The sequence below is a fragment of the Malikia spinosa genome (assembly GCF_002980625.1).
Lineage (GTDB): Bacteria > Pseudomonadota > Gammaproteobacteria > Burkholderiales > Burkholderiaceae_C > Malikia > Malikia spinosa.
On record NZ_PVLR01000094.1, the window covers coordinates 1 to 532 of the forward strand.

The 532-nt window shown below is 67.5% G+C and carries 1 pseudogene; it reads left to right on the top strand.

Annotated features, from left to right (window positions below):
* A pseudogene (locus tag C6P61_RS17485) lies at nt 1-532 on the top strand (TonB-dependent receptor); the annotation flags it as partial.

Below are 532 nucleotides of genomic sequence, written 5' to 3' on the forward strand. Positions count from 1 at the left end.
TCGAGACGCCGGCACCCGAGTTCGCCGCGCCCGGCCAGGGCCTGCTGACCCAGGGCGAGGTCGGCAGCTTCTACCGCAGCAACGGCGATGCGCATGGCGCCAACCTGTCGGCCACCGTCGCCAGCGACCGTCTGAGCCTGAGCTACAGCGCGGCTACCGCCAAGGCCGACAACTACCAGGCCGGGGGCGACTTCAAGACCTCGACCGCCACCGGACGCGCTGGCCATGCGCTGCCGCTCGACGAGGTCGGCTCGACCGCCTACGAGACACGCAACCAGACCCTGGGCCTGGCATTCAAGGAAGGCCGTCATCTGGTCGAGGCCAAGCTCGGCGTACAAGACGTTCCCTACCAGCTGTACCCGAACCAGCGCATGGACATGCTGGACAACCAGCAGCAGCGCATCAACCTGCGCTACCAGGGCGACTACGACTGGGGCCGGCTCGAGGCGCGCGCCTACCACGAGGAAGTCGACCATTTCATGGACTTCGGTGCCGACAAGCGCTTCTACTATGGCGAGGCCTCGGGGCCTGG